This is a genomic window from Chryseobacterium sp. S0630 (genome assembly GCF_024158915.1).
Taxonomy (GTDB): Bacteria; Bacteroidota; Bacteroidia; order Flavobacteriales; family Weeksellaceae; genus Chryseobacterium.
This window is the reverse complement of record NZ_JAMZGF010000012.1, coordinates 45423-64445: the sequence shown is the minus strand read 5'-3', so window position 1 is coordinate 64445 and position 19023 is coordinate 45423. Positions and strand designations below refer to the sequence as shown.

Sequence of the window (19023 nt, the reverse complement as noted above, 5' to 3'; positions counted from 1 at the left end):
AAAACTATAAAGCAGCTAAGGTTTCCATCGCTTTTTTCTCTTTTTCAGATATTGTTTTTAAAATATCCGAAGCCTCATGAATATATTGAATTTCCTTTGTCTGGCTCACTTTTTCAAACAGCTGAGACACATTTGTCCAGAGTTTTGCAATTTCTGTGAAGGCTTCATAACCTGCCTTTAACGGATTTAGCTGGAGCAATTCATAACTTTCTTTCAAAAAATAACGGTATAAATTTCTGAACAAAGCACCACCGGTTCCCGCTTTTTCCATTAGCAAAGCTGCTTGTTTAAATTCTCCTTCAATGTCTTTACTCGTATTGAACCATTTGACAATTTCAGTACTTGTTTTTAAAATTCCTTTGTAGGAGATATTGGTAATGGGTGGATTCAGATATTCAGCTGCATTCTTTTGGACTGCAGTGATGATGGATTTTTCCAGATCAAATTTTGGGTGTGTTTTCCTGATGGTATAATACAGATTTTTGGAAGCCATAGGACCTTTTTCGGAACGTGCCAAGGCCAGACTTTTTAAAGAAGTTTGTACTTTTCCACCTTGTTGCCTGGTATCAATCAGGAAAGCATTTTCATCATCATAACCATACATAGCAGCATAATGTCCGGCAAAATGAAATGGGTTTGAGAAATATTCCAGATGGTAACAATCCAATTTCAAGCCTACTGCCTGTCCGTTATCAAGAAGTTCTTTTACATTATCCCATGCTTTTTGCTGTGAAGAGGTTTCTTTAACCGTTAATTCAAGATTCAGATTTTTGGCTAAATTCTGAGTGAGCAAATCTGGTTTTATTCGTCCTCCGATGAAAGGGAAGTCCATCGTTTTCATATTCCAATAGATAAAGCCGAGACCTTCACCTAACCCGAAAAGCATAGGTTCGGAAAGTTCAATTCCGATGTGTTGTAATAATGTTCCTGTGGCAGTAGTCTCACAATGCTGTCCATCGAAAGCCTTCAGATTCTTTATTTTCATTTTTGAAATGATGTTTTGATTATTAATTTTTGAGCAAAGAAAATTACATAAATATGATCATATACAAAGTTCCGGCTTTTAAATTCGATGTTAAAATTCTTTAAAAAGTAAAATCAATTTGGATATATGTATTCAACTACGTAGTTTTGTACTTTAAAATATAAACACTATGAAATTACAGATACAACCCATAGGAAATTCCTACTCAGAGCAGGCCATTGATCTGATTTTGACGATTCAGCAGAAAGAGTTTAATATTCCGATTACTATTAAAGATCAACCTGATCTTCTGCAGATAGAAAGTTTTTACACCGAAGCCGGAGGTAATTTTTGGGGTGCTTTTGTAGATGGTGAGCTGGTGGGTTCTATAGCGTTGGTCAAATTTGACGAAAGGGCAGGAGCGGTCAGGAAAATGTTTGTGAAAAAAGAATTCAGAGGAAAAGAGCTGAATATTGCCCAGAAATTATTGGAAGTTTTAATTTCTTTCTGTCGCGAAAACAGAATTGATGATTTATATTTGGGAACCATAACGGTACTGAAAGCAGCACAGCGTTTCTATGAAAGGAATGAATTTGTAAAGATTGAAAAAAGTGATCTTCCTGTTAAATTTCCTTTGATGAGTGCTGATGATGTTTTTTACCACTTAAATCTTGACTGAATATGAATGTAATCAACGAAGCAGGAATTCTTGCCATATCCACCAGACTGCACCGCCTTAGTGAACAATTGAGGAAAGATGGAGCACTTATCTATAAAGCATTCGGAATTGATTTCGAGTTGAAATGGTTTCCGGTTATTTTCACCATTTATAAAAAAGAAATAGCAAGCGTTGTTGAAATAGCCAATGAAATAGGATATACTCATCCATCTACAATAACCCTACTCAAAGAACTGGAAAAACAGGAATTGATACAATGGGAAAAAGATAAGCAGGATGAACGTAAAAGACTCTTTAAGCTGACTTCAAAAGGGAATGAACTTATTGAAAAAATGAAACCTGTTTGGGAACTGATGGCTCAGATTTTAGGCGATATTTCCGACAATAAAAACAATCTGCTGACTGCTATTGATGAAGCAGAAGAGAAAATTGCCAATCAGTCTTTTTATCAGAGAGCGTTGCAGGTGAAGAACTCGAAGTAATTTTTATTTGCTGTTTCAGAATTGTTTACTCGAATACAATGATAGGATGTTATATATTTAATACTGACAAACTGTTGTCACTAAAGTATTCTATTTTTACATCAATAAAAGAAAAGTTATGGGAGAAATTGCAGAGAAACAAACCTTCTGTGTCAATACACAGGAAGAATGGAGGCAATGGCTGGAAGAGAATCACCATATAGAGCAGTCTGTATGGCTTATCTGTAATACCAGAAAATCAAATTTACCCATTGTTCATTGGACGGATCTGGTAGATGAAGCCCTTTGTTTTGGCTGGATTGACAGTACTAGAAAAACCATAGACGAAGGCTCGTTTATGCAGCTATTCAGCAGACGGAAGCCTAAGAGTACCTGGTCAAAAATTAATAAGGATAAGGTTCAGAAGCTGATAGAAAATAATCTGATGAAGCAAGCAGGATTTGAAACCATTCGAATTGCCAAAGAGAATGGTTCATGGAATATTTTGGATTCTGTAGAAGACCTTACAATCCCTGAAGACCTGAGCGAAGCATTTAATGAGCATGAAGGTTCTGAAACCTATTTTCTAAGTTTGAGCAAATCCATGAAAAAAATGTTGCTGCAATGGATTGTACTTGCCAAAAGACCCGAAACCAGAAAAAATCGTATTGATGAAATAGCCAGACAGGCTGCCCAGAATAAAAAACCTAAAAATTTTTAAGTCGTAAAAATATCCAAGACATTATTTTTTGATGCCTGTGATTAAAATAAGAAAAGGCTGTCCAAAAGTGAGACAGCCTTTTCAATTGATTCATTATTAAAATATATTATCTTAGAATCTCAAAGTGGCTGCAACAGACCAGGTTCTTCCAAAACCAAGGAATCCTGTATTACCGTCTGCAACACCCTGATACACTCTACCAGCTTCCTGATAAGTTTTTCCGGCATCCGGACCATTCGCAATTTTATCACCTGCGAAGATATTGGAGCTTAATTCAGAAATATAATATTTGTTGAATAAGTTGTACACGTTAGCTCTCAATGTTAAAGATTTTTTCGCATCCAGCGTGAATTTGTAAGAAGCCCCTACATCAAATAAATGGTAGCTTGGCAATTTTACAATTCCTTTTTCTCTTGCTGCTTCAGTAAGAAAGTTGATCGGGTTGAACTGAGCATAAAGCTTGTCATAATATTCCCAGTTGGCATCAATACTGAATGCTTTGGTGATATTATAATCTGCTCCGATGCTTGCTGTTGTTTGGGCTGCATCTCCAACTTTCAGATCTTTGATATTGATGGTTCCGGTTGCTCCAGCTATTTCCTGGTTGTTCTGAACATCAAGGATGTTGAAGTTAGCATTTCCTTTATATTTCCAGTTACCCATTGATACCATTCCTCTTAATCTTAGGTTCGTAAAAGGTCTTGCCTTTGCTTCCAATTCGATTCCCTGGTGAAGTTGACCTACGTTCAGAGCATTGTAGAAATAAGCGCTTCCAAGATTTAGCTGAGGGAATTTTGCAACATCTGCTGCCGTAGCATTGAATGTTCTTGAAATAAATCTGTCATCCCACTGCGTTCTGTAAGCATTGATGTTCACATCTATATAACGTGATTTGAAACCATATCCTAACTCTACAGAGAAGATTCTTTCATTCTTAGCATCATTATAGATATTCTGGTTGGACGGGAATAACGCATTGAATAAAGGCTGTCTTGAAATAACTCCGGTATTGAAAAATACATTATGGTGATCATCTATATTATAGTTAGCACCTCCTTTTACGATATATCCTGTTTTATGATACCATTTTGTCTCCTGATTTCCTGGAGTATACAGCATATAATCCACTCTCTTGTAGTATTGCTCGGAAACAGATCCCTGAACAGAAGCACTTAGCTTTTCAGAACTGTACTCAACCATTCCATAAATACCTGCCCATTTTACCAGTCCTTCATTATGGATAGATACTTTCTGAGCATCTTTAAGCTTGGTAAGCGGTTCCGGTTTTACAGTTTGATTAATATAATATCCTTTTGGAGCATTTGCTGTGCCAGGAACAAATAAAGCATCTGATCCCAACATATCTGTTACAATGTCATACAAAGCTCCTTTGTAAGTCTTAAGATCAATTCCTCCGTTGAAAGTCCAGTTATTTTTTTTGTAATTAAGGTCTGCAATTACTCCGTACCAGTCATGCGCATTGATACTTTGCTTTCTCACGATACCGCTGGTTCCGTTCAGAGTAGATACATATTGCCCGTTGTAATCCCCAGGAGAACCTGCAGGAGCAGTAAAAGTAGATTTCTGGAAGCTATTTCCATTATAATCCGTTACCATACCGCCTCTGTTATAACGGTAAATCATATCCCAGTTGATTGTACCATCACCACCTGCGCCATAATTCATGAAATTCATGGTTTGTCCGGCTGCGTTTTTGATAGAACCGTTAAGTCCGGTACCACCGCCACCGCGTCCCCATGAACCATAAAGAACTGTGGATAGCTTCAGATTGTCATTCATATTCCAATCCCAGTTTAATGAAGCGATAGGCTTGTGGTAGAAGTTCGGTGCTAAATTGAATTGAGAACCATTAAGCATTCCTGTTTGTGGGTTATATCTTCTTCCATAAGTTCCAAATTGTTGCAGTGTTGCCACATTAGCTCCGGTTGCAGAAGACCTTCTCGTATCGTGTACCTGTGGTGCTCCGGTAGCGATAAAATTGAACGCATGCTTTTCATTAGGCTTAAATCCTGTAGAGAAAAACCATGAATAACCTTCACCTTTTGTTCCATTGATATATCCATCACCTTGCCAACGGGAAAGCAATACGGTTGTTCCCCATTTGTTTTTTAATCCGGAAGAATACATAGCAGATATTCTGGAGTAGTTGTCATTTCCAACTTCTCCTTTCACCATTGCTTTTTGCTCAGAATCGGTAGCTTTGGTTACAATATTGATCGTTCCTCCTACAGAAGGAACAACAAATTTAGAAGCTCCCAAACCTCTTTGAATCTGGATGTTGCTTGCAATATCAGCCAACCCAGTCCAGTTAGACCAGTACACAGTTCCACCTTGCATATCATTCACCGGCTGTCCGTTGATGATCACTGCAATGTTAGCTCCGTCAAAACCTCTCATGTTGATTCTGCTGTCTCCGAAACCACCACCTACTTTGGTAACATAAACGGATGGAGTAGACTTCATAATTTCAGGGAATTCTCTGTTTCCCAGTTTTTCCTGAATTTCTGCAGCCTTAATGTTGGAAACTGCAACAGGTGTTTTTCTCTCTTTGGCTGTTTGGGAAAGGTTTCTACCTACCAACATAACCTCATCAATAGATTTAGATTTCTCTAAAGAATCCTTCGTACTCTGCCCATAATAGATGGCGGCCGTAGGTAATACAAGCGCTATAATTAGTCGCTTTTTAAAAGTAATGTTCATGAAATAAACTAGCGTGTTTGATTTTAAGGCTGCAAAGATGAATAATTATTTTTGAATTAAGTATTAAATCTTCCCGAAGTGATATGCTATTGTGTGCATATAATGCATTATTACTCGTTTTTTTGGAAGTATTAATTATCTCAGATGTTTAATTTACAATTTGTTATAAAAGTGAATTATACAAAAAAGAGGATTGTTTTTAACGAATAAAAATAATGATGTGCTTCACCTGAAATTTCTACGGAATGTATTTTTTTCTAATGATGTTTAAAGATTGATTAATTTTGTATCAATATTATTATATTTGCAGATATTATTTGTATCAAATCCATTTTCTAAGATAACATACGGTTTTCTATTATTTTAAAAACTAAAAATATGACTCAGCTCAGCTTGTTCGACACAGAAGATTTATATGAATTTCCAAAAGACCTTTTGGAATACAGAGAACATTTCCTGAGTCAGGACGAAGCGGACCAACTTAAAAATCATCTGCTTGAAACCGCCCCCTGGAAGCAGCGTACCCAGAAAATGTATGATAAAACGGTTCTGACGCCACGCCTAACAGCCTGGTATAGTGATCCGAAAACGGATTATCTATTAGGAAACGGTGAAGTGGATAATAATGTCTGGACTCCCGAATTATTTTCTTTAAAACAAAGGATAGAAGAAACATTCGGTTATCAGTTCAATTCTGTATTGCTTAATCTTTACAGAGATCATAATGATTCTGTTGCGTGGCATCGGGATAAGGAAAGCAGATATGGAAAACGTCCTGTGATTGCATCCGTAAGTCTGGGGCAGACCAGAAACTTTGATTTCAGGAAAAAAGACCATCATCAGAGTAAATACAGTCTGCCACTTCCTAACGGCTCATTATTGATTATGAAAGGAGATCTTCAGGAAAACTGGGAACACCGGATTGCTAAGTCTGTAACCTCTATGAAGGAGCGTATTAATCTTACATTCCGGTTAGTTCGTGAAGCATAGGATATTTATTTTAAAGGATAAATAGAAGTATTATATTTCCAAAATTAAAAGCCTGAAGTCCTTTCTTTTTCCACAAAAAAGCTGCACCTTTGTCCCAACAATGGGGTGCTACAGATAAAAGTGGCTGAGATGATACCCAGGAATGTACTTCCACACCTGATCCGGGTAATGCCGGCGTAGGGATTGCTTACTGATCATCTCATCATTTGATTTCCAATAATTAATATGATGCAGGACATTTTAAAACAAATTACCTTACCGGAATGGTTCGGAGTCTTATTTTCAGTCATTCAGGTTTTACTGGCTCGTAAAAACAACGTCAACAACTATCTTTTCGGAATTGCAGGAATTCTGCTTACATTGTATGTGATGCTTACTTCCAAGCTGTACGCTGAATTTACCTTAAATCTTTATTATCTGGTCATGAGCATCTACGGATGGCTGTACTGGAAATTCGGGAAGCAAAAATCCGAAATGGAAATCTCGGTTACCACTACCACGGAAAAATGGATTACCGGAGGAATTGTTTTGGGAACTTTTATCTTATTCTGGTCTTTTCTGACCCATTTTACCGATTCGGATGTTCCGGTCTGGGATTCTCTGGTAAGTGCTTTTGCCTGGGCAGGAATGTGGCTGATGGCGAGAAGAAAAATTGAAAACTGGGTGATACTGAATGTCAGTAATATTATTTCCATTCCTTTAATGATTCATAAAGAATTGTATCTCTATGCTGTTTTGACGTCATTCTTATTTTTAGTAGCCATCTCCGGATATATAGAATGGCAGAAAATCATTAAATCCAAAGCTAATGCTGAGTACTAAAGAGATCAGACAAGAACTTCATGGAGCTTCTGGAATTTCTGATGAGGTAATACAATATATTCATCAAGAAAGATTACTTAAAATCTGGGTTCCCAAAAAATATGGAGGACTCGGTTATCGTTTTGAAGAAGGACTTAAAGCCTTATTCAGCTGGGCTCAAACCGATGGAAGTTTTGGCTGGATGCTGACACTTTGTGCAGGAGCGAATTACTTTTCAAGAAATATCAAACCTGAAATTGCTCAATTACTGTTCACCCATTCTGAAACCTGTTTTGGCGGCAGCGGAATGATTGGCGGTACAGCAGAAAAACAAGATGACAGTACTTATCTGATCAACGGTTCATGGAATTTTGCAACAGGAGCACCTCATCTGACCCATTTCACATTGAATGCCAAGATTACGGAAAACGGGAAACCTATAATGGATAAAGGCGGTAATGAGATCATTCACTCATTCATTATTCCGAAAGAAAGGGCTCAAATTATTCCCAACTGGAAATCTATGGGTATGAAAGCCAGCGGTACCTATTCATTCACTGTTGAAAATGTTCTCGTTAGTGAAGATTACAGTTTTGTGTATGATACCTTTTTCACCAATGATATTTTGGATACCATTCCGTTTCGGGTTTTTGCAGACTTGACGCTTTTGGTCAATTATTTGGGAATGGCCTCTCATTTTATTGAAGAAGCAGTAGATATTCGTCCCGAGATCCATTTCAAAAGTTTCACAAAGTCTGTTGAAAAACATTTGGAAAAAGTACTAAACATTGCCAGAGAAGTAGAAAATATACTCGGTGATCACAAAGAGATTTCAGACGATCAACAACACGAGATTCACCAATATGGAGTAGAGCTGGTTCAAAGATTATCCCATCAGATTCTTACTATTTATACACAGCTGGGAATCCGGGCAACAGATACCAATTCTGCTGTGTATCAGGTATTCTGTGATTATTTTACAGCAGCTATGCATTCCAATTTCAGACCTTCTGCTGATGATTTGGATTTTTCTTTCTGAAGAGAAAATTTTTCTTTGGAACTCCGATGATGAGTTATTGCTAAGGATTTAAACTTAAAATAAGTTTAAAATCTGGGTCAATTCATTATGGCCGCATCATAACGCCGGAAATAATGATGACCTCGTTCTGGATCATCCAGATCTTTATTGGTATATTAATAAAGGAGTCAACATTATTCAGACTGACCGTCCGAAAGAACTGATCCATTATTTGAAAAGTAAAAACCTTTATTTTTAAGAAGTAAAAGGCCGAAATATTCAATTTCGGCTCTTTTGTTCTATAGGGTAGGACTATAAATTTCTATTTTCCAGGACTGATTGTTTAGGAACGTACTCAAATAAAATACACTTTGGAAATAGAAAATTTAAGAAAAGATAACTGAAACAGGCCTTTTTTAGGATATTTTAACACTCGTTTTATGATTTGTGTCATAAAGTAAACATTATATATTTCACTATATTTGGAATAATAAAGCTAACCCATGAAATAAGCCAACATAAAAACTTGTTAAACTAAAAATTATTAAAGATTACCAAAGATTATGAAAGACTTATTTTCATTAAACGGAAAGAAGAAGGAACATGTTATTACACACTTAAAAAAAGAGATGTATTCATTGATTGAAAATGATAACTGGATTACAGTTACGATAAAAAAATTGTTCCATACAATGATTGTATCCTATTTGATCTGCAACGGTTTGGTTGCTTTAACGATTGTCAGAACAAAATTCACTCCATTTTATGAAAAATATACAGTATTGTAAGTTGGGATAGAATATTTCTCAGGGCAATGCTTTGAAGAGCTGTATTTATTTTTGTTTAGTAATCCATTCTTCACGAAGAACTGCATAAATAATATCATCAACCCATTTATTTTTCCAGAACAGACTTTTCACAAAGTGCCCTTCTTTTCTTAATCCGATTCTTTCCATCAGCTGAAGAGAAGCAGTGTTATCAGGATCTACGGAAGCTGTAATTCTGTGTTTATGCAAATCATTAAACAAGAAACTAATGATACCTTTTAAAGCTTCTGAAGCATAACCTTTACCCTGAAATGAGGTGTTTAAGGTAATTCCCAGTTCTACCTGTACATTTTCATCTCCTATAAAATGAACTCCAATATCTCCAATGACTGCTTTTGTTTCTTTATCAGCAATCAACAGCTGATACCAACTTTCAGGCTGGTTGAATTCTTTAGTATTTCTTTGGATAAAACTTTCCACTTCTTCCAGGGTTTCAGGAATCCATCCTTGAAATTTATTGGCTTCGGCATCTGAGCGGTAATCGAAAATATCCTGTTTGTCATCAATCGTAATATCCCGTAGAAGGAGTCTTTCTGTATAGAGTTGCATGATTGTATTATAATTTCAGACAAAAATAGGATTAATTGGGAAGTTATTCAATGAGGAATGATGGCTTTTGCGGTCGCTGAGCCTATTTCTATTAATTTTAATTCAATTAAAACTATAAAATAGTTGCAAATATCATTTAAATACTTACTTTTGTACCGCCTTACAATAAAAAAACGGGGGATTGGCGCAGTTGGCTAGCGCGTTTGACTGGCAGTCAAAAGGTCACGGGTTCGAATCCCGTATTCTCCACTTCAGGAAAGCCCTTTTCATAAGGGCTTTTGTTATATTAGTACAAAACTTCTAATCATGCCCATCTCAAAGATTCTCTATATTATATTTATGCGGATCAAATTTAGATCTTCATAAAATATTCTGTTTCGACACTTCTTTCGATATCAATTTGAAATTTAAAAATAACTATGAAATCAATTTTAAGAATATTTAAGTTTTTAGGTAAACTTATACTAGGAATTCTCATATTATTCCTGTTCTTAGGCATGTGTTACCGATTATTTTCTCCGAAACCAGTTCCGCCAGGTCAATTAGTAAATGTGAATGGAACTAACATCCATGTAAGAATAGACGGGAATAAAAAATCTCTACCTACGGTTATTATTGAAGCAGGGGCACATGGTAATACAGATATGCTGCATTGGATTGCAGAAGGCTTAAAAGATAAAACGAGAGTTATACGCTATGACAGAGATGGAAAATGGTTTAGCGAATCGAGTAACACTAATGATAGATCTCCTGAGTTTTACGCACATCAGCTTCATGAATTATTAAAGAAAGCTGGAGAGAAGCCACCTTACATTTTAGTGGGACATTCTATGGGAGGTCCTTATAATAGAATATTTAGAGATCTTTATCCAAACGAAGTGAAAGGAATCGTTTTCATAGATTCAAGTCATCCTGAACAATGGAACCGATTAGCCCAAAAAGAATTGGTTCCCAAGGGACAAGCAAAACTATTTAAAATAGGATCTATACTTGCGGATCTAGGTATTTTGGGCATTTATAACAAAATATTTAGTAAAGAACCATATCAGGGTGATGATTTGCCCAAAGAAGCATATAGTCGCTCACAGTCGCTAACTTATAATTCTGGTGATGTTTTTAAGATGTTTTTAAGAGAGAATGAACTTACTAATGATGTACTGAAGCGTGCAGGTGAGGCAAAGAAATTAGATTCATTACCTGTTTTGGTATTTACGGCTACAGAACAGTATAAAGAATCCCAGAAAGAAAAATACAGGAAAGCCGGAATTGATCCTGAAAAGGAACTTCAATTATGGTTCGATATGCAAAAAGAACTAAAAGAACTCTCTTCTCAAGGAAAACAAATAATAATGAATGCAAGTCATAGCAGTATCATTACAAAAAAAGTAAATGCAGATCTAGTAAATAAAGAGATTCTTTTATTCTCTGAAAATCTTGAGAAGAAAAAGCAAAATTAAACAATAAAGCCCCTTAATTGGGGCTTAACTTTTTTAGTTGTACCGTTTCTTTACTTCTTAAATTATAACACCGTTTTATAAGTGACTTGCAGGAAAATAGCTTTCATTTTAAACTATAAAAAAGAATTTTTATTTTTTCAATTTTCCAACTATACATTTTTAAATAAAAGATTTCCAACAGAATCTCCTAGATTTGAAAAAAAATAAAATATGGAATTTTCTCCTTTTAATCCTGTGATCAAGCTTTGTCTGCAAGGAATGGGCTTTGAAGACAAAGGAATGCCTGAAGAAGCAGCTCAATCATTTTTAAAAGCTTCGGAAGAAGCTTCGGACGATCATGAAAAGTTTCTGGCAGCTTATTATGTAGCACGTCACCAAAAAAACACTGCTGATAGGTTGAAATGGCTTGAAACTTCCTTAGAGTTGGCTTTAAAAATAAATGATGATACCGTTAAAAGTGCCTTACCTTCTCTTTACCGGAATATTTCCAGATGTTATGAGGATTTAGGAGATTCAGAAAAATCAAAAAAGAATGCTGAATTGTCAGTGTTACTTCAAAACCATCCGTCTGATAAAGGTCCTTTTTACCATGGAACAAAAGCCGACTTACAAATAGGAGGGCTGTTGACAGCGGGTGGAAATTCTAATTATAAATCAGAATTCAAAATGAATCATATTTACTTCACCGCTTTAACCAATGGAGCAGGACTTGCTGCAGCATTGGCAAAAGGCGATGGAGCAGATCGTGTATATATTGTAGAACCCACAGGGAATTTTGAAAATGATCCCAACGTAACAGATAAAAAATTTCCGGGAAATCCAACCCGATCTTATCGTTCCGAAATGCCTTTGAAAATTATCGGAGAAATTACAGAATGGAGTAGGCCAACTCCGGAAGATCTTCAGAAATTCCGTAATAAACTGGATAATGGTAAAGGAGAGATTATCAATTAATGAATTATGGAAAACAGCTGATTATGACTGTACTCATAAAAGGCTGAATGAATATTTCATACATTTGGGATAAGTTTTTCATTCATTCAATAATAGTTTTTAGCCTCCTAAAAAGGGAGGCTTTTCTGTAGAAAATAAATTTTATAATGTGAAGTTCAATGTATGAGAAATTTATCAAAATTCAGAGGGTTTTTCATTTTACAAAAACAGCCACAATGAAAATATTGTGGCTGCCTTTTTGAAATCAAATATCAACTATTATAAAGATCTGGAGCGGGCAATATTTATAAGGTACACAAGGTGTGCGTACATGCTTCGCTTTACAGACTCTACTTTTATATCTCCGGTGGCCTGGTTGATGGTAGTGACCAAGTCCGTATTACATTGACCTGCAAAGTTTCCACTTCCTAAATAGTTCACTGTATTGGTACTTGGGTAAGAGATTCTCGGATAGTCTGGTGCTGTCTGATTGGCAACAGCAGTTGCGTTTGCAAATCCTTTATTATCAACATATCGGGCTGTCCATGTTCCCAAAAACTGTCCGTTTCCTGTATTAATTCCTTGTCCTACAATGATTTGAGTGTCTACGGGATTACTGAACCCCGCACAAGAGGAGTAATGGTTTACAGAAACAGTACAGGAAGAAGCATTGTCACCAGGTTGGAAACATTTTCCTTCGTATACAGTAGATCTTTGTTCACTGGAAGAGGTTGATGTGTTCAAAATAGCCTTTGGCGCAAAAATTTCTTCAGGAGAAATAAGAGTTAAAACTCCTTGCGCATCCGCTGCAACAATCTTTTTTTCAGCATTTGAAAGTCCTCTTACTCTTACCAGACCATTAACATCCAAAGTATGACTTGGAGTGGCGGTATTAATCCCAACCTGTGCTGTCGAACTACCGCAAATAGCAAGTGCTGCCAAAAATAATGTTTTTGTTTTCATGTAATTTTTTGAAAAGGTTAAATTTTTCACTAAGGTAAGAAATATCTTTAAAATAGAATGCAAATGGCATGAAATCTAGTATAAACTAATTGTAAATGAATATTAAACGTATTAATATCCAACTTTAGGTTTATTTTTTTAAATAACTCAAAATGTATAGAGGCTCTATTTGTTTGAAAAATATTTGTATTTTAGCCGGAATATGTTGTTTTTTAATAAACATATTGGGTGCTAATTAAAATTCAGATAATTTGAATAAAAAAAATTAGTAGATTTGCACGGAACAAAAAAATAATAAATATTAAGCAATATTCTCTATGACTGGATTTTTGGAAGGAAAGTATAGGAGAATAACAGGATTTTAGGTTATAAAACTACTGAAACTATGAAGAAACTTTTTTTACTTTTATTAACGGCGTTTTTATTTATCGGTTGCAGCTCTGATGATGATACTATTTATGATTATGTAGGAACATGGTCTGGTTCTTATGAAGGAGCAGATAAAGGAGTTTGGAACTTTGTGGTAGATGAAAGTGGTAAAGTGGTAGGAACAATGCATTCCGATGTTAATAATGAAAACTACAGCATTACCGGAAATTTAAGTGAGACAGGAGATCTTAACGCCAGAGTAGGACTACCTTCACAAGGAGATTTCAAAGGAACGTTAACAACAGAAAAGAAAGGAAACGGAAACTGGTCCAACTCACTTCCAACCCCTGCAGTATCAGGAAGCTGGAAAGGAGAGAAGAAATAAAACAAGAAAGTCTGCAGAATGTACTGCAGACTTTTTTATTTAAACAAATCCCATATGGGTAATCTTATCATTTTCATTCTTTAATGCTATAAAATAGAGCAGGAAATCATCATCAGAAAAATGCTTTTTAAAAGACGTATTTTGTTGCTGATTCCAATACACCATTTCTTCATTACTTTCTATACTATATTTTTCAGAATTTAATTTTAAAGTTAAAATCACTGCATGGTCTGAGGTACAATGATCATTTTTATACAGAACATGATCTTTCATTCTTATACAATCAGAAATTTGATTTACCGTGCCTAATTGAAATCCTCTCAGGAGTTTTCTTCCTTCTTCGGTCTTTAAACCGTTTTCAACCGTTCTTTTTCCTCTTTCAGAAATGGTATCTAAATCTTTGATGGTAGTCATCACCTTTGCAAACTTTTGGTAGAGGAGGGGATCACCAGCTTCTTTAATATATATTTCCAGGCTTTTCCGGATCATCTTCCCCATTTTGGAACAGTGCCCGAATTCAGAACTGTTCTGTCTTACTTTCTCATAGGACGGATTTTTCTTAAACGCAGCTTTATTGAAACCGCTTTTCTTCCGAACCACATTTTTGCCATTCAGAGTATAAAACACCAGATCGCCCACTGCTCCGGTGATCTTAATTACACTTTCATAGGTTGCCATATCTTCAAAATAGAAATCAAATATACCAATAAATAATGAAAACCAAAATTTTAACATATATTTATAATATAGTTGTAGTATAGTTATAGCATAATTAAATTATAAAATGTATATTTGTGATGTATTTTGTTAATTAATTATAAATCAGAAGAGTATGGGAACGGAATTATTTCAACAAAAAATAAAAGTAAAGCAGATGGTGATTGTCCTGGCAGCCTCTGTTTTTGTAGTTTCCTGCGGATCCTCTAAAAGTGCTTCTGCAAGCAAAAAATCAAATACAAAGGCCGTAGCGAAAGCTGAAAATCTAAGAAAACTGGATTCAAAATTTAGTGGCAGTGTTTCAAGATCAATCAATGATGTTTTGAAAGATGCCGAAAAGTATATCGGAACACCCTATAAATTCGGAGGAAATACTTCTTCGGGATTTGACTGCTCCGGATTTACTGTAAAAGTATTTGAAGAAAATGATTTTAATCTTCCCAGAAGATCTTCTGATCAGGCCGATGCCGGAAAGAATATTGATATCAAAGACGTAAAACCAGGTGATCTGTTATTTTTTGCGACAGCGGGAGGAAGCAGAGTTTCTCATGTGGGAATTGTTCACGATATTGGTCCTGACGGAGAAGTGAAATTTATTCATGCTTCTACTTCAAAAGGCGTAATTATTTCGTCCCTGAACGAAAAATACTGGAATAAGGCCTACCTTCATGCCCAAAGAGTACTGTAAATATCTTAAATAAATGATAGAGAACCGGACTTTTGCTTTCATCAAATCAGATAAAAAGCTGATAAAGCTTTTCTTTAAAGATATAAATGTCATTAAAGGACTTGGAAATTATGTAGAAGTTCATACCACAGACCATAAAAGATATATTTACTACAAAACACTTAAAGACCTTATAGAAACCCTTCCGGACGAATTTATGCGCGTCCATAATTCATACATTGTCAATCTGACCAATATTGAATCTTTTGAAGATAACCGTTTACTCTGCGGTGATTTAAAAATTACAGTCGCCAAAAGTTATAAAGAATGTCTGCAGACAGCGCTTGGTAACATGATGCTTTAAAAACACCACACATCAGAAAAACACCTGATGACATCATATTTCTGACAGCATACATAAATAAGTTTTCATTCTTGTTTTCATGTTTTAGTTTTACACAAAATTAAGACAATGAATAAAGAAACAGCATTAGATTACATTCAAAACCATACGATTATCGGAATAAAAGCCGGATATCAAAGACCTGAATTTCTCGAAATATGGATGGTTGTAGTCCAAAACCGGATATTCGCAAGATCATGGGGACTTGCTGAAAGAAGCTGGTACAATAGCTTTTTAGAAAATTCTTTAGGAGAAATTCAATGTGGTGAAATGATTTATCCTATAAAAGCTCTCATCCCGGAGGATATCAATAATCTTACTGAAGAAATTAATCAGGCCTATCTCACAAAATATAATTCCAGTCATAATAGCCCATACTCACAGGGAATTATTCAGGAAAAACATGTAGCAAAAACAATGGAGTTTATTATTTTGAATTAAATGGAGTTAAAATATTCAATAGGAACGGGCTTCAGCCCGTTCAATAAAATTTCAATTAATCAACTGGCTTCAGCCAAAACTTATTTAATTATATTCTTTAATCATTTTTTAACCACCCCGTCAAAAATTCTTTGAATTTTCGCCACCCCTCCAGAGGAGGGGAATTTTTATGTTTCCGTTTGTCATCTATCTGCCATTCATCATTGCAATAGTATTGCATCACGAAACTTAGCAAATTTGCTCAAAACTATAGTCCTATGGCAGATTTTATCCGATTTTTTATTCCTTTCTATTTCATGCTTTTCTTTATCATTTCCTTTGTTGGAATGAGTTATAAAGTAGCCCGGCAGATTGGCAAAAACCCTAATGTTCTTCCCAAAGATGATTCTGCGTACGGGCTCGTGGGGTTGTATTTTAAGCTGATTTTATTTGCTTTGTTTATGTATACAATACTTCTTTTGTTTTTTCCGGAAGAAATTTTCCCTGCATTTAAAATCAATGTGCTGGAATATGATCTTTTTCAGTACACAGGAATTATTTTAATGTTTTTTGCTTTGATTTGGGTGGTTATAGCCCAGATGCAAATGAAAAATTCATGGAGGATCGGGATTGATAATTCAACAAAAACCGAACTGGTTACTCACGGATTATTCAGATTCTCAAGAAATCCTATATTTCTGGGAATGACCATCAGTCTTGTGGGATTTTTCCTTGCTTTCCCGACTGTAATTGCTTTTTCTTGCCTTTTGATTGGTAGTATTTTGATGCAGATCCAGATCAGGCTTGAAGAAGAGTATCTGCTAAAAGAACACGGACAAATCTATATGGATTACAAAAAGAGGGTGAAGCGCATGCTGAGACTTTATTAAAAGCATGATGTTAAAACCCGTTTTGCTGAACTTTTTTGTATCTTTGGCCGGTATAATTTTAAATAAGAAACATGTCATTACAACAAACTATTGAAAATATCTGGGACAACAGAGAATTATTGCAGAATGAAGACAGCCAGAAGGCGATCAGAGAGGTTATTTCTTTAGTTGATAAAGGGGAACTTCGTACTGCAGAACCTACAGAAAACGGATGGCAGGTAAATGAATGGGTAAAGAAAGCTGTGGTAATGTATTTCCCGATCCAGAAAATGGAAACTATTGAAGTAGGCCCGTTTGAATTTCATGATAAAATGCCTTTGAAGAGAGGTTATGCTGAAAAAGGGGTGAGAGTTGTTCCACATGCAGTAGCGAGAGAAGGTGCTTATATTGCTCCTGGAGTAATTATGATGCCATCTTACGTAAACATTGGTGCTTATGTAGATTCCGGAACAATGGTAGATACTTGGGCAACAGTAGGAAGCTGTGCACAGATCGGTAAAAACGTTCACCTGAGTGGTGGTGTTGGTATCGGTGGGGTATTAGAACCTTTACAAGCTGCTCCGGTAATCATTGAAGACGATTGCTTTATCGGATCAAGATGTATCGTTGTAGAAGGAGTTCACGTAGAAAAAGAAGCCGTATTGGGTGCAAACGTAGTATTGACCGCTTCTACAAAAATTATCGATGTTACAGGAGATACACCCATTGAAATCAAAGGAAGAGTTCCTGCACGTTCAGTAGTAATCCCTGGAAGCTATACAAAACAATATCCTGCTGGAGAATATCAGGTTCCATGTGCGCTGATCATTGGTCAGAGAAAAGAATCTACAGACAAGAAAACATCTCTGAATGATGCATTGAGAGACAATAATGTAGCCGTTTAAGATTAATATTTTAATCTAATACCACAATCTTGAAAGAAAAATTTCTTAAAATACTATTAAACCCTAAATATATATTTGGGGTTTATCTTATTATATCCGTTGTTACAGCAATTTCCAAATACCTGAGAGGAGATTATGCAATCAATAATTATCTGATTTTTAAAAATGTATTCTTTAATACCATTCATCAGAAAAACTTATTTGTCCATTATCCTGATCTTTATTTTGATCTGAACCATTATGGTGTATTTTTCAGTGCATTGATTGCACCGTTTGCCATGATGCCGGATTGGCTGGGAATTTCACTTTGGAATATTGCTAATACTTTTATCTTTATCTACGGAATTTATAAACTGCCGTTTTCAGACAGCAAGAAGGCCATTTTCGGATTGCTTTGCCTTCAGGAATACATTACTGCGGCTTTAAGTCTGCAGTTCAATGTGGCGCTGACAGGTCTTTTACTGTTATCTGCAGTATATATTTACGAAAGAAAAGAAGTAAAATCTGTAACCGCAATTTTAATAGGAATATTTGTGAAAATCTACGGAATTGTAGGTTTGACACAGTTTTTCTTCATTAAAAATAAAACTAAATTTATTCTTTCAGGAATTGGCATTGCTATATTGTTTTTCGTACTTCCGATGGCCTATTCAAGTCCGCAGTTTGTTATTCAGTGCTACTCGGATTGGTTTCAGTCTATTGTAGAAAAGAATAGCGAAAATCAGGTATTAGGAAATATGCAGGATATCTCATTAATGGGCTTTGTAAGAAGAGTTTTAGGAGATGCATCCATTTCTAACCTTGTGTTCTTAGCAGGTGGATTGCCTCTTTTTGCTTTACCTTACATCAGAATTAAGCAATACAAGCATTATGCATTTCAACTGATGATTCTGGCTTCCACATTACTGTTCTTGGTATTGTTCAGTTCAAGTTCAGAATCTCCCACGTATATCATAGCGGTAGTAGGAGTTTTGATCTGGTTTTTCCTTCAGAAAGAAAGAACACCATTGATCATTGGATTGTTGGTTTTTGTCATTATTTTCACATGTTTCTCAACTTCGGATCTGTTCCCGAAATTTGTAAAAGAGAATTATATCATCAAATATTCATTAAAAGCCGTACCTTGTATTGTAATCTGGTTGAGAGTGACTTATGAGCTTCTGACTAAAGATTTTGAGAAAAATTACAGCCTGAATTAATACAT

Annotated in this window: 22 protein-coding genes, 1 tRNA gene and 1 riboswitch; of the genes, 18 read left to right on the top strand and 5 right to left on the bottom strand. The window is 35.6% G+C overall.

What is annotated here, in order from left to right; all coding sequences use genetic code 11:
* Nucleotides 1-4: 4 nt before the first annotated feature.
* Nucleotides 5-985, bottom strand: a complete 981-nt coding sequence (locus NK356_RS07935; RefSeq protein WP_253316661.1) for a BtrH N-terminal domain-containing protein — start codon at nucleotides 983-985, stop codon at nucleotides 5-7.
* Nucleotides 986-1154: 169 nt separating this feature from the next.
* Between NK356_RS07935 and NK356_RS07930 the strand changes: the two genes are divergently transcribed.
* The 3 genes from NK356_RS07930 (at nucleotide 1155) to NK356_RS07920 (ending at nucleotide 2825) form a co-directional block, all read left to right on the top strand.
* Complete coding sequence (locus tag NK356_RS07930; protein ID WP_034694387.1) at nucleotides 1155-1643, top strand: GNAT family N-acetyltransferase; 489 nt, start codon at nucleotides 1155-1157, stop codon at nucleotides 1641-1643.
* Nucleotides 1644-1645: 2 nt separating this feature from the next.
* On the top strand, nucleotides 1646-2125 hold the full coding sequence (locus tag NK356_RS07925) for a MarR family winged helix-turn-helix transcriptional regulator (RefSeq protein ID WP_034694391.1): 480 nt from the start codon (nucleotides 1646-1648) through the stop codon (nucleotides 2123-2125).
* A gap of 118 nt (nucleotides 2126-2243) precedes the next feature.
* Nucleotides 2244-2825 (top strand): YdeI family protein, encoded by a 582-nt coding sequence (locus tag NK356_RS07920; RefSeq protein WP_034694393.1) that lies wholly within the window; start codon nucleotides 2244-2246, stop codon nucleotides 2823-2825.
* Between the two features lie 111 nt (nucleotides 2826-2936).
* Here the strand turns inward: NK356_RS07920 and NK356_RS07915 are convergent, their stop codons facing one another.
* Nucleotides 2937-5546 (bottom strand): TonB-dependent receptor, encoded by a 2610-nt coding sequence (locus tag NK356_RS07915; RefSeq protein WP_253316660.1) that lies wholly within the window; start codon nucleotides 5544-5546, stop codon nucleotides 2937-2939.
* Nucleotides 5547-5924: 378 nt separating this feature from the next.
* On the opposite strand from NK356_RS07915, the gene NK356_RS07910 reads away from it, so the two are divergent.
* The 5 genes from NK356_RS07910 to NK356_RS07890 all read left to right on the top strand — a co-directional run bounded on the left by NK356_RS07910 (nucleotide 5925) and on the right by NK356_RS07890 (nucleotide 9143).
* Nucleotides 5925-6536 (top strand): alpha-ketoglutarate-dependent dioxygenase AlkB, encoded by a 612-nt coding sequence (locus NK356_RS07910; protein ID WP_253316659.1) that lies wholly within the window; start codon nucleotides 5925-5927, stop codon nucleotides 6534-6536.
* Between the two features lie 91 nt (nucleotides 6537-6627).
* Nucleotides 6628-6736, top strand: a riboswitch (TPP riboswitch).
* A gap of 25 nt (nucleotides 6737-6761) precedes the next feature.
* Nucleotides 6762-7358, top strand: coding sequence for a nicotinamide riboside transporter PnuC (gene pnuC / locus NK356_RS07905; protein WP_034694397.1), 597 nt, complete (start codon nucleotides 6762-6764; stop codon nucleotides 7356-7358).
* Complete coding sequence (locus NK356_RS07900; protein ID WP_253316658.1) at nucleotides 7345-8376, top strand: hypothetical protein; 1032 nt, start codon at nucleotides 7345-7347, stop codon at nucleotides 8374-8376. The genes pnuC and NK356_RS07900 overlap by 14 nt, the downstream gene beginning before the upstream one ends.
* 70 nt (nucleotides 8377-8446) lie before the next feature.
* A complete protein-coding gene (locus tag NK356_RS07895) occupies nucleotides 8447-8614 on the top strand; it encodes a DUF4996 domain-containing protein (RefSeq protein WP_253316668.1) in 168 nt (55 codons plus the stop codon).
* A gap of 304 nt (nucleotides 8615-8918) precedes the next feature.
* On the top strand, nucleotides 8919-9143 hold the full coding sequence (locus tag NK356_RS07890) for a hypothetical protein (RefSeq protein ID WP_034694399.1): 225 nt from the start codon (nucleotides 8919-8921) through the stop codon (nucleotides 9141-9143).
* A gap of 45 nt (nucleotides 9144-9188) precedes the next feature.
* Here NK356_RS07890 and NK356_RS07885 read toward each other — a convergent pair whose 3' ends face one another.
* Entirely contained in the window at nucleotides 9189-9731 is a 543-nt protein-coding gene (locus NK356_RS07885; RefSeq protein ID WP_253316657.1) for a GNAT family N-acetyltransferase, read from the bottom strand.
* A gap of 175 nt (nucleotides 9732-9906) precedes the next feature.
* On the opposite strand from NK356_RS07885, the gene NK356_RS07880 reads away from it, so the two are divergent.
* From NK356_RS07880 to arr, 3 genes are all read left to right on the top strand, one after another.
* A tRNA-Ala gene (locus NK356_RS07880) sits at nucleotides 9907-9980 on the top strand.
* Between the two features lie 170 nt (nucleotides 9981-10150).
* Nucleotides 10151-11188 carry an alpha/beta fold hydrolase gene (locus NK356_RS07875; RefSeq protein WP_034694401.1) on the top strand — a complete coding sequence of 346 codons (1038 nt, stop codon included), beginning with the start codon at nucleotides 10151-10153 and terminating at the stop codon, nucleotides 11186-11188.
* A 540-nt stretch (nucleotides 11189-11728) separates the two neighbouring features.
* Complete coding sequence (gene arr, locus NK356_RS24255; protein ID WP_367399299.1) at nucleotides 11729-12142, top strand: NAD(+)--rifampin ADP-ribosyltransferase; 414 nt, start codon at nucleotides 11729-11731, stop codon at nucleotides 12140-12142.
* 258 nt (nucleotides 12143-12400) lie between these two features.
* On the opposite strand, the gene NK356_RS07865 is transcribed toward arr, so the two are convergent.
* The gene (locus NK356_RS07865) at nucleotides 12401-13084 is read right to left on the bottom strand and encodes a hypothetical protein (protein WP_062669796.1); all 684 of its coding nucleotides are present in this window, start codon (nucleotides 13082-13084) and stop codon (nucleotides 12401-12403) included.
* 385 nt (nucleotides 13085-13469) lie between these two features.
* Here NK356_RS07865 and NK356_RS07860 point away from each other — a divergent pair, with 385 nt between their 5' ends.
* Nucleotides 13470-13838 (top strand): hypothetical protein, encoded by a 369-nt coding sequence (locus NK356_RS07860; protein WP_034694405.1) that lies wholly within the window; start codon nucleotides 13470-13472, stop codon nucleotides 13836-13838.
* Between the two features lie 39 nt (nucleotides 13839-13877).
* Here the strand turns inward: NK356_RS07860 and NK356_RS07855 are convergent, their stop codons facing one another.
* Nucleotides 13878-14573, bottom strand: a complete 696-nt coding sequence (locus NK356_RS07855; RefSeq protein ID WP_253316655.1) for a hypothetical protein — start codon at nucleotides 14571-14573, stop codon at nucleotides 13878-13880.
* A 97-nt stretch (nucleotides 14574-14670) separates the two neighbouring features.
* Between NK356_RS07855 and NK356_RS07850 the strand changes: the two genes are divergently transcribed.
* The 6 genes from NK356_RS07850 to NK356_RS07825 all read left to right on the top strand — a co-directional run bounded on the left by NK356_RS07850 (nucleotide 14671) and on the right by NK356_RS07825 (nucleotide 19018).
* Nucleotides 14671-15243, top strand: a complete 573-nt coding sequence (locus NK356_RS07850) for a C40 family peptidase (protein WP_034694406.1) — start codon at nucleotides 14671-14673, stop codon at nucleotides 15241-15243.
* Between the two features lie 13 nt (nucleotides 15244-15256).
* A complete protein-coding gene (locus tag NK356_RS07845; protein WP_034694408.1) occupies nucleotides 15257-15586 on the top strand; it encodes a LytTR family DNA-binding domain-containing protein in 330 nt (109 codons plus the stop codon).
* A gap of 108 nt (nucleotides 15587-15694) precedes the next feature.
* Complete coding sequence (locus NK356_RS07840) at nucleotides 15695-16066, top strand: DUF2255 family protein (protein WP_253316654.1); 372 nt, start codon at nucleotides 15695-15697, stop codon at nucleotides 16064-16066.
* A gap of 257 nt (nucleotides 16067-16323) precedes the next feature.
* Nucleotides 16324-16935, top strand: a complete 612-nt coding sequence (locus tag NK356_RS07835; protein ID WP_253316653.1) for an isoprenylcysteine carboxylmethyltransferase family protein — start codon at nucleotides 16324-16326, stop codon at nucleotides 16933-16935.
* A gap of 71 nt (nucleotides 16936-17006) precedes the next feature.
* Nucleotides 17007-17819, top strand: a complete 813-nt coding sequence (locus NK356_RS07830; RefSeq protein ID WP_034694413.1) for a 2,3,4,5-tetrahydropyridine-2,6-dicarboxylate N-succinyltransferase — start codon at nucleotides 17007-17009, stop codon at nucleotides 17817-17819.
* A gap of 29 nt (nucleotides 17820-17848) precedes the next feature.
* Entirely contained in the window at nucleotides 17849-19018 is a 1170-nt protein-coding gene (locus NK356_RS07825; RefSeq protein ID WP_034694415.1) for a glycosyltransferase family 87 protein, read from the top strand.
* Nucleotides 19019-19023: the final 5 nt, after the last annotated feature.